General features: G+C 56.0%; 7 protein-coding genes. 1 reads left to right on the top strand and 6 read right to left on the bottom strand.

What is annotated here, in order from left to right; genetic code table 11:
- Positions 1 to 214 precede the first annotated feature (214 nt).
- From E1162_RS01665 to E1162_RS01690, 6 genes are read right to left on the bottom strand one after another with little or no spacing between them, the layout of a single operon-like run.
- Positions 215 to 3,583, bottom strand: coding sequence for a CRISPR-associated endonuclease Cas3'' (locus E1162_RS01665; protein ID WP_155125958.1), 3,369 nt, complete (start codon positions 3,581 to 3,583; stop codon positions 215 to 217).
- Positions 3,580 to 4,512 carry a type I-F CRISPR-associated endonuclease Cas1f gene (cas1f, locus tag E1162_RS01670; protein WP_257098573.1) on the bottom strand — a complete coding sequence of 311 codons (933 nt, stop codon included), beginning with the start codon at positions 4,510 to 4,512 and terminating at the stop codon, positions 3,580 to 3,582. The genes E1162_RS01665 and cas1f overlap by 4 nt, the downstream gene beginning before the upstream one ends.
- Positions 4,513 to 4,528: 16 nt before the next feature.
- Complete coding sequence (locus E1162_RS01675; protein ID WP_155125962.1) at positions 4,529 to 5,182, bottom strand: type I-F CRISPR-associated endoribonuclease Cas6/Csy4; 654 nt, start codon at positions 5,180 to 5,182, stop codon at positions 4,529 to 4,531.
- Complete coding sequence (gene csy3, locus E1162_RS01680; RefSeq protein ID WP_155125964.1) at positions 5,179 to 6,234, bottom strand: type I-F CRISPR-associated protein Csy3; 1,056 nt, start codon at positions 6,232 to 6,234, stop codon at positions 5,179 to 5,181. Before csy3 ends, E1162_RS01675 begins: the two co-directional genes overlap by 4 nt.
- Positions 6,227 to 7,054 carry a type I-F CRISPR-associated protein Csy2 gene (locus tag E1162_RS01685; protein WP_257098574.1) on the bottom strand — a complete coding sequence of 276 codons (828 nt, stop codon included), beginning with the start codon at positions 7,052 to 7,054 and terminating at the stop codon, positions 6,227 to 6,229. Before E1162_RS01685 ends, csy3 begins: the two co-directional genes overlap by 8 nt.
- Entirely contained in the window at positions 7,051 to 8,154 is a 1,104-nt protein-coding gene (locus E1162_RS01690) for a hypothetical protein (protein ID WP_155125968.1), read from the bottom strand. The genes E1162_RS01685 and E1162_RS01690 overlap by 4 nt, the downstream gene beginning before the upstream one ends.
- 104 nt (positions 8,155 to 8,258) lie before the next feature.
- Here E1162_RS01690 and E1162_RS01695 point away from each other — a divergent pair, with 104 nt between their 5' ends.
- Positions 8,259 to 9,080, top strand: coding sequence for a WYL domain-containing protein (locus E1162_RS01695; RefSeq protein WP_155125970.1), 822 nt, complete (start codon positions 8,259 to 8,261; stop codon positions 9,078 to 9,080).
- Positions 9,081 to 9,189: the final 109 nt, after the last annotated feature.

A 9,189-nucleotide genomic window follows, 5' to 3' on the forward strand; every position in this document is an offset into this window, starting at 1 on the left:
GACACCACAGGACTTATTGAAGCCCCTAAATCTCTCAGCCGCCTACCCGGCGGCGAACGGTACTAGCCACCTCACTATCTGGTAGTTTAGTCTCTCAGCCGCCTACCCGGCGGCGAACTGTTCCTCCAGCGCTGATTACTCTTTTGTCACAATTCGATAGCCCATCACACCCTCATTTTGGATAATTTTACTACCCAACTCTACCCCATTGAATTCATTTATCTTTTCCAAAGGCGGAAAAAAGATCCTTTTCAGATCCTCGAACCAGACCGAAGTAATCATTGGCAATGACCTTTCTCTCCGCCCAGTCCTGTTCCCAAAATTGCAGTGAAACCTGCATAAGGCGCTGTAAGTCCTGTACTGACATTTCCGGTCCGCGAGGCGCATAATCTGCCCACGCGTTTTGCGTCATGTCTTGCAGCAACCAGGGCGCCTGCGGCAGATCCGTTTGTGTAAAAGGAGAGGAAACCGGCTTCAATCGACTGCGCCAATCTTCCGGTTGGTGGTTTTCATGCCACTCAGCCTCCTCGAAGCTTTCTCCCATCCAGACGTAGAGGGCCTCTTTCCGGCCGTCCGGTCGACGAAACACCCGCAAATCGTATACAGATTTGGTCATTCGGGTTTCATAGTGCTCCAAGAACCATGTCAGCAACCGATGGCTGCCCTGAGGGTCGATCATGCCAGTGCGCATCTCTCTTTCATGGCGACGCAATGGCACCTCTCCTTCGTACGTCAGCAAGGACCGCGCAGAGATGACTTTAAAATCCTCTGTTCCCAGCAGCCGATCTGTCGCCCTGTCTTCCTTGTTGCTACCCAGATTGGCGGGAGAAACCCCAGTACCCTTGTGTTCCGTTTCCACCCCCGGATAGGCAAGTTTACCCTCCTCCATGACGATTGGAGACATGCCCAGCAAAGCCACATTGGGCTCATTGACAGCACACATACGGTGGCGGTTCACCCGCCCTGCGGTCTGAATGATGGCCCGCAGGCTCACCGGATCCACAATGGCCCAGTCAAAGTCCAGGTCGTTCCCTGTTTCAATCACAGGCGAGGTAATGACAACCAGCTCGATCTTGCGCGCGCCGTGCGCCTGCGCCTTTTCAAAAGCGCCAAAGCGTTTAAACAGCGCCTCAAGGCCGCGATTCGGGATCGCTCCCTTACGGCGCAAGGCCTGCTTCAAAAGACTCTCGATCCAGTTGCGATGAAGTCTTGGAAACTGGGAGTGCAGGCAAAGCTTGAGCCGAAGTGTATCTCGATCAGGCAAATACCCAGCCGGCAGCTGCACGGCAAGCGCCGCTGTGTGCGACACACGGGTCATGCGGACCAGCCCTACAGAAAGCTGAAGCCCCCCCACCTCGACAGCATTAGCTTCATGCAACTGGGTCGCGGCAGCGTCCACCTGCCCTACAAGTTCTTGCCACCCCGTGGCAGGGGGCAAAATGCGCCCCATGCGTAGCGCTGGCGCTTGATCCAGTTGGGCTACAATGGCATCCCGGCATTTACCGAAGGTTGCGTTCATGGTTTCCGCGCCCGCTTCCACAAAGCAGCTTTCCGGCGTATCCCCTACACAGAGCAGGTTGACCTTGTCCGCCACCTCAAAGGTTTGCGCATAAGTGCGCCATCCGGACCGGTAGGCCTTAAACATGGCGGCGGAAATATCTTCCGGCATGGTGGCCGACATGATGATGAGCCTGCGGCCCGCAGCGCCCACCTGATAGGCAAGCCGGGTAAGAACCGCCAAATCCTCGTCGCCAAATTGGTCCACTTCATCAATGATGAGATCTGAGGTGAGCACCCGCAAGGCCTGGGGCAGGAACCGGGAGCGAACAGGAGAGGCCACACCGGCCAGATGGTCAATGGTCGCTACCGCAATGGGGGCGTCAATCAGCCGGCGAAAAGCCTCTGGCTTGCCGCTTTCTTCAATGAGCAAGCTGCAAAATGCGGGCAGTTGCCGGTCCGTATCCAGCGAAAGCCCTTTCATCCAGTCGGCTTCCTCCGCTGATCCAACAGCCGGCACCGCTCCCCGAGCCATTTCAATTTGCAACCAGTCCGGCAGGCGCATCAGACTTTCAGAGCCGGTTCTCTCATCTTCGGTTTCTTCATCATCGTGCGTTTTGAATGCCAAAGGCACCTGACCCACCAGCACGGAAAGGGCACGTTCGGCAAAGCCCAACTCATCCACGTATTCCTGTGCGGACTGCGTGGTCAAAGAGCGCAGACCCAACCCCAGCACCATGCGCAAGGCGCGGCGTTCTGGCCGGGAATCCCCAAAACTTGCTGCCGCCATGATGGTCGGCGCGCCTCTGGTCTTTCCTGAACCCGTGCCCGCCATCAGGCATCCGAAAAAGCCCCCCTCCGCCGCGCCGCAGAGTGTACGCGCTGCCTGAGCGGCCTTGGCTTGCCAGTGGAACTGGGGCATCTCCTCAGGTGGTGTGGGAAACGCGATCTGGGTTGGTGCTTCGTGTTCCATGAGAGCTGGGAACCGATCCTGCAGCCGGTGCACCATGTCAAAGGACTGGCGGGCGCATCGCAGCACCTTCCGGGTATGTTCCAGCAAGGAATCCGCCGCAGTGAAAGTCTTGGCCTTGGTCTTGTCCTGCCCCGTCACCTCAATGGTGTTGGCAAGATGGGTAGAATCGGGAGGCTCTGTTGCCTGCTTTTGTGCCGAACCTAGATGGTCTGCAAACATCATGGCGGTGCGCAGGCGCAGGTCGATCTGATGCCCGCCAATTTCAGATACTAGGTCTTCAGCGGTTCTTTTCACCTCTTCGAACCACCAAGGCTCTTCCCAGAGCGCGCGGCCTTGTGCCGGTTGCAGCAATGCGCTGTCGAAGGTGTCCGAGGATCGTAAATGCTGCGCACCCGTTGGCAAGTGAAAACTCCCGCTGTCGGAGCTGGGTAGCCGATGGTGCGTTAGTACCAGCATGGCAACCGACCGTGCCAGTCGGCTTGGCAAAGCGTCTTCATCAAACAATACCGAATGCGGTTTATTGGGATCCTGACAAGCCTTGCCGGCGTCATGAAATGCGGCCGCAACGTCCTCAGCAGTTAGCGCCTTAAGCTTGGCAATAACGCCAGTGTCATCAAGTCCCAGAACAAGGTGCTTCCATGCCATTACGGAAATCAGCTCATGACGCACCGGATCCGCCTCCGGTTTGCCGCCCTCCAGAGCGCGTGCGAGTTTTTCCTGAAACAGTCTGGTACTTTTGCCTAAATCATGAAAAAGCACCGCCATTAACAGCGTGGCCCGGTCCGAGCGCAACACATCACTAAACGCCGACCTACTTGCCTTAGCGGGATGACTTGCCACCGGCACGCGCCCAAACGGACCGAAAGCACTTCGAGAACCGATCAGGATCAGCGGCTCTCGACTTTCACTGGCCGAGCGGATTTCCTGAATGGAAACGGCAGTATTGCGCTTGGCGTCCTTGCGCAGTTCCCGCGCCACCCGGTCCAGGCAGGCGTTCGTGGCCTTGCCCCGCCAGGTGCGGTCGCCAATGCGCCAGAAATAGCGATCCAACACTTGCGCCACTTTCACCCGCGCCTTTTTGGAGGAACGGCAGACAGCAATCACTTCCCTCATGGGTTTTCGCCGACCTCCAACATCTTCTCCAGCGTTTCAATGGAGAAAGCCAGCAGTTTGCCGTCATCAAACGCGTTGATCAGATTTTCGCGAAAGGTGTCTTCAACCTCTTTGGCAGGCGCATCGATCTTGGCTCCAAAGGCGAACGGCAACACATACGCATCCTTGAAGGCATCGGCCAGATCAAACACCAGCCCTCCCGCACGGGTCTTGCCATGAAAAATGGACATGTGAGGCGGAATGCCAAGAGCCCACAGCGCAGCGCCCGCCACCCCGTAACAAAGGTAGTTGCCATGGTCGATGAGTGCGTTGATGCGCCCGAGTAGATCTGCAGTATTGCCCTCTCCGGCCTTTCTGCGAAACGGCTCCTCGGTCTTCTTGTCCAGTTTCGAAAGCTTGGCAAACTCGGCATAACATGCCTTGGAGAAGCTGCCCTCATAGCCCAGAAGTTCCTGAATGGTGGTGGACGGTTCCATTTCGTTGAGGAACCGCTTGCACCTTTTCTCAAGTCCGGAGATGTCCCGCGCCTTCATCTGTTTGCGGGCTTGTTTGCCGCCGCGCTCCGCCATCATCTCGGCCCGGATACGCATCACCACCTTGGCCGCGGCAAGCGACTTTTCCTGATCCAGATAAATGGGCAGCAGCTCGCGGAAATGGCGCGTGGCCTGATAGGTGGTCAAGCTGCCCAGATGAAGCGGCGTTGCGCCGGTTCCCGTGAACGCCAGATACACCCCTTCTTCTGCCAGCAGCCGCGCCGCATCCTGCGTCACGGACGTGCCTTGGCCCAGGAACAGAACCGCCAGATTAACGTGCGGGATGGAAAACGAGCGCCTGCGCTCATCATCCACGGCGTGATAGACAACGCGCCCGCCTTCCACCTGCACGCGGGCGCGCTCCAGATAAACAGCCGTCTCCCGATCGGTGATCAAAAGACGCGGCCCACCCCTATGCTGCCTCGCGGTCACGCTCCACCTCCTGTGCGTCCACCGGCAACACGCCAAGCGCCTGTGAACTGGAGAACCCATAGGTGGAAACAAGAATAGGCTGCTCGGTCATCTGCGTAATCACTTGTTTCACGCTTAAGGGAACCTGCCCATAGTGCAGCACCAGTTCATTGCGGTCCGGCTTGTAGCGATAGGCGCTGTCCGGCAGATTGATTCCCCGTTTCTGATCTCGCCGTTTGCGACGGCGGATCCCACCGGAGGTGTATTTTTCGGCCCACCGACTGCGCACATAAGCAGCACCCAGCTCACCCGGCTCAACCTCTGCTTCAAAGATGTCCGGCGTCTGAACCATCTGCCGCCGCTGGAGCGTTGCAAGCCCTTCCAGCTTGAGTAAAGCCTCAAGGCTGGTTTCAGAACCAAACAACACCGCTTCATCACCGGTTTGCAAACGCCCACGTACCTTTCGCAGCAGGGGAAAGGACACGCCAATGAAATCTCCCTTGTCGCCATGCCGGTTGGCATGATGAACAGCGTTCAAGATGGTAGCAAACACATCCGGGGCCGCGCCCAGCTCAAAAGCCGGGCGGGTCGGTTTGATCACCAGTTGCGCGGTCGCCAAACAACGACCAGTCCCCTCGTTCAGGCGCTCCGTCATTTTTTCCCTACCTTTCCGTAGACGCCGCCACGTACAAGGTTTGCGATGATGAAATGCAGCTCCGGTGTAATGTCGCTTTCGCTCTGGGCGCTCTCAGCGGCACTCAACAACTCATCGGCCTTCTTGCGCAGATCATAGAAGCTGTTCTTTTTGGCGCGGAGCACATCGCTGGTTTCTTGCACACCGCCATAAGGGTTGACGGCAATGGCGCCGTACTCATCGTTGCCATGCCAGATATCGATGTGACGCAGCGCTGCGCCAATTTTTTGCGAGTGCATGGAGGCCTGCTGAACAAACTCTCCTCTATGATAGGCCGGCAACTTGGCATAGACGCGGCTCAAGTCATCCCGTTGCTTGTCTTCACGCACATACTCTTGAGAGGGAAATACCTCCTGCCCTGCTGCCATCTTCGCCGCCCAGACCACGGAAAAATGGAAGTTGCCGTTCTCGAACCCCGCCGCTAACGCCTCAACAAACCGCTCCAAATCGTCTGTGGTGCCTGTAATCAGGGCGCTGCTGAGCTGCTCCATGGAGTCAGGCTGTTCTAGATCCAGCACAAACGGGTTGAACACCAGCTCCTTGCCGTCAAATTCCAACTTCACTCGTGCCTCATCCGTCTGATAGCGGTTGCGCCATGCAAACCGGCCGTTGGCAATGTTCCAAAGATAGAGCCGCGCCAGTGTCTTGAATCCACCTGCCTTGGCATAGCCTTTGGCAAGGCGCCGATAACAGGTAACCACATCCCCATCATCACAGGCATGGGGAGACATGGCCCCATCGAGAACGCGCACGGAAAACCGCAGTTCAATGCCATCACATCCCACCGGAACGCTGGCTGCATCCACTGATTGCGGGTTGCTTTTGCCAGCTTTGTCCTTGGCGTTGTCTTGCGAAGACTGACCACGTACACCTTTCTCGATCACCTCAATGGGCACTGCCAGCTCCGCCTTCTCGGAGGACGTGCCAAAGAACAAGCCCTCGGTGATTTGGAGAGACCGGCTGAAAGCCAGCATGCCGGTTTCAAAGGAAACAGTTTTTACAGCACTAGACATTTTCTAACTCCATTGCGGATGTCGCGTTGCAGGATTTCAAATAAGTAGGGTGGCCAAAGACCCATTCCCCTTGCGTTGTCCATGACCAAAACAAATCTAGAAAACTTTCAGGCGATGCCTCACGCAAGGTCGCCTCGCGCACCGACACCAATTCTCCGATGCCAACCACGGGCTCCGAAAACACATGGGGGATCTCCGCCGAACGGGTATTTCGGCGTTTCGGTGCCGTTGCCGGGTCTTCCAAAAGCCGATGCCCCACGGCCACAGCCACCGGGCAGCCATGGTCCGGACCTCGTTCTTCAGGGTGCAGTGTGCGGGCAATTGCCTCTATGGACGCGTTGTCACCCGTGGAAACCAGGGCCCGTTCCGGTCTGGCATGCACCAATCCATATCCGCGCCGCAGATGCCTGACCGTATCGCTTGGGTTGGCAACGGCCTCTGCCTGCAGCCTGTCGGCATTCTGAAACAGCCCACCCGCAAGCCGCGCTCTTTGCAAGGCGGCAGTGACCTTGTCTGCCCGCTCGCATCCGGGCGCGTCGATAAACAGCGAGAACACAACGTGCCCCGTCGTATCCTCGATAAGCTCGATGGGTTGAAAACTTCCGGATTTCGGCTCTGCTTCCGGCTTGGTCCGCCCATGGCTGGCCGTTACGTTATGCAGAATTGGCAGAACCCGAACCGCCCAACGTTCACACCCGATGGACGGTGCAATGGCCGCCCCCAAACCAAGGAAGGCAAGCGGTGAAGGCAGCCCCGAGGCATAATCGTTCATCAGCAAGTTCACACGATCAGCCACAATGCCTGAAATAGAAAAGATCATTTCTGCTTCTCCCAATTTGCAAGGCGCGATCTGAAATGAGGCCCATTCAACGCCCGTTCCACAACGGGGCGAACATCCTTCGGCCATGGCTGTTTTAGCAACAGCTCGATGGGAGAGGGCGCAGCAGGAAGCTCCTCTTGCGCAGCAAACGCCATTGCATCCTCCTTGACCGTTGCGATGAAGTCCAGAAGAGGCATGACAACACGATCGGCCCGACTGTCCAGGCCGCGGCGAATATCCCGGTTAGAATAAGCCTCGTCTTGCTCGGCAAGCCGGGCATAGCGCACCACATCGTCCTGTAGGGGCTTTATGTTGAAGCGCGGGAAAGCGCCGCCCTTTGCATAGCGGAAGAGCTGCGCATCATACTGATCCAGCATTTTCGGCAACGCGGCATGGAAGCGCATGCGCGGTCCACCCAGTTTGCCGGAAATGTTTTGCGGCTTTGCACTGATCGCCTGTTTGCTCAGATGCCAGAACGGTACCAGCTGGCGTTTTTCATCAATTTTCTGCCGCACCACCTCCTTAGCGCCCATGTAGGCCCTTGCCGGAGAAACTGGGGTCACCTGCAAGTCGCCCCCTGCGGGGTTAGGTACAAAGACGATCGGAAACTCTTTGGGAGGCAGTGTCGTGATCGGGGCCAGCGGATTTAGTAGGACGTCCTTTACAACCTCCAAACACTCTCCACCAAACACCTGCGCAAAAGCGTCTAGAACGATAGATGACCCGTCGTCCGGATTCAGAATGTGTTCTACCAGACTCTTGCTCGGGCGCCCCTCAACTTGAAGAGGCCGATAGAGCACCTTCTGAATTGGTATCAACGGAGCATTCGTTGAAGGCACAAACTCCGGCGTTTCATTGCTGCCCTCATCAACAAAACGCAGGACCGCTTGATCTTTACCTGTCCTTGGTGACAGCAGCTTAAGCAAATGGGTTCCAGATCCGCGCGCAACATCCTCAAAGTCCTTGGCTGCGCACTTCTTCAGCTTTTCTTTAATCAGCTGAAATTCCGAAACAAGTTCTTCAGACTTCAAAACACGCCCGGTCTCATGAAACGACAGAATGTCTTTTTCATTGACCTCTTCAGTTGCATCACTCGCCATGACCACACCTCTTATTTGTATATGAGATGATTGCATCAATAACGAGCGCGTCCTAGATACAATTTATTCAATAATTGAACTTTTGATTATTAGGACAACAATTGATGACAGACATTTATTTAAAAAATTTTGGAAGATTTGGCTGGATTGAAGCATCATTGAGATACAGCGGCACTTTTTCTTCCGCGGAAAAGAAAGGGTACATGGCTTTTTTTGGCCTATCGAAAGCGTCGGTTTCTTATGATCAGGATAAGTTTATTGCGCTTTTTAATAGGGTTGCTGCACATGAATGCATTAGGAATTTGAATGGAAAAATCGTAGTTCGAACAGAACTACCGCTGCAGTCCGTGTTTAACCTACCCACTGTGTCCCAGTGGCTGGAGCAAGCCTATCCCTTCAACTTTTACCGCGCACCGACAATTGACCGTGCGCAGCCGGACCCGAACGTGCTGCAGACCATTCTTTCGTCAATGCGCAGCCAGCAGCCATGCTCAATTCTCTATGATTCCAAAAGAACCGCCCACCAATACCGCATGATTTCACCGCACCATATCGTGGACATTCACGACCGCTTGCACGTTCGGGCCCATGACCATTCTACCAACATACCTTCTGATTTCGTCCTGTCCAGAATTGTGTCCGCGGAGTTTCCAGCTACCAGACCCAATCAATGGGCACCCATCACTCTAGACAGGCCTTGGAACCAAATGACAAAGCTGCATCTCAGCATCGCCGAGCACATTCCAGCCGCAGGATGCGTGGCAGTGCAGCGAGATTTTGCGCTAGATGATACCGGCCATCGTACGCTCAGCGTACGCCATGCGGTCGCGCGCTACTATCTCGAACCGCAAAACGATGAGGAAAAGAGAGCTTTTGCCTCTCCCATCAAAGTCTCAGACAAATCACCGAACACCCGCTCCGACTAGCCGGTCCGTAGTCCTAACAATGTCTCAGCCGCCTACCCGGCGGCGAACCCCAAGGGGTGCAAAGCCATCAGGCAGAGCATTCTCTCAGCCGCCTACCCGGCGGCGAACG

Origin of the sequence: Pseudovibrio flavus, assembly GCF_009711345.1 — a bacterium.
GTDB lineage: Bacteria > Pseudomonadota > Alphaproteobacteria > Rhizobiales > Stappiaceae > Pseudovibrio > Pseudovibrio flavus.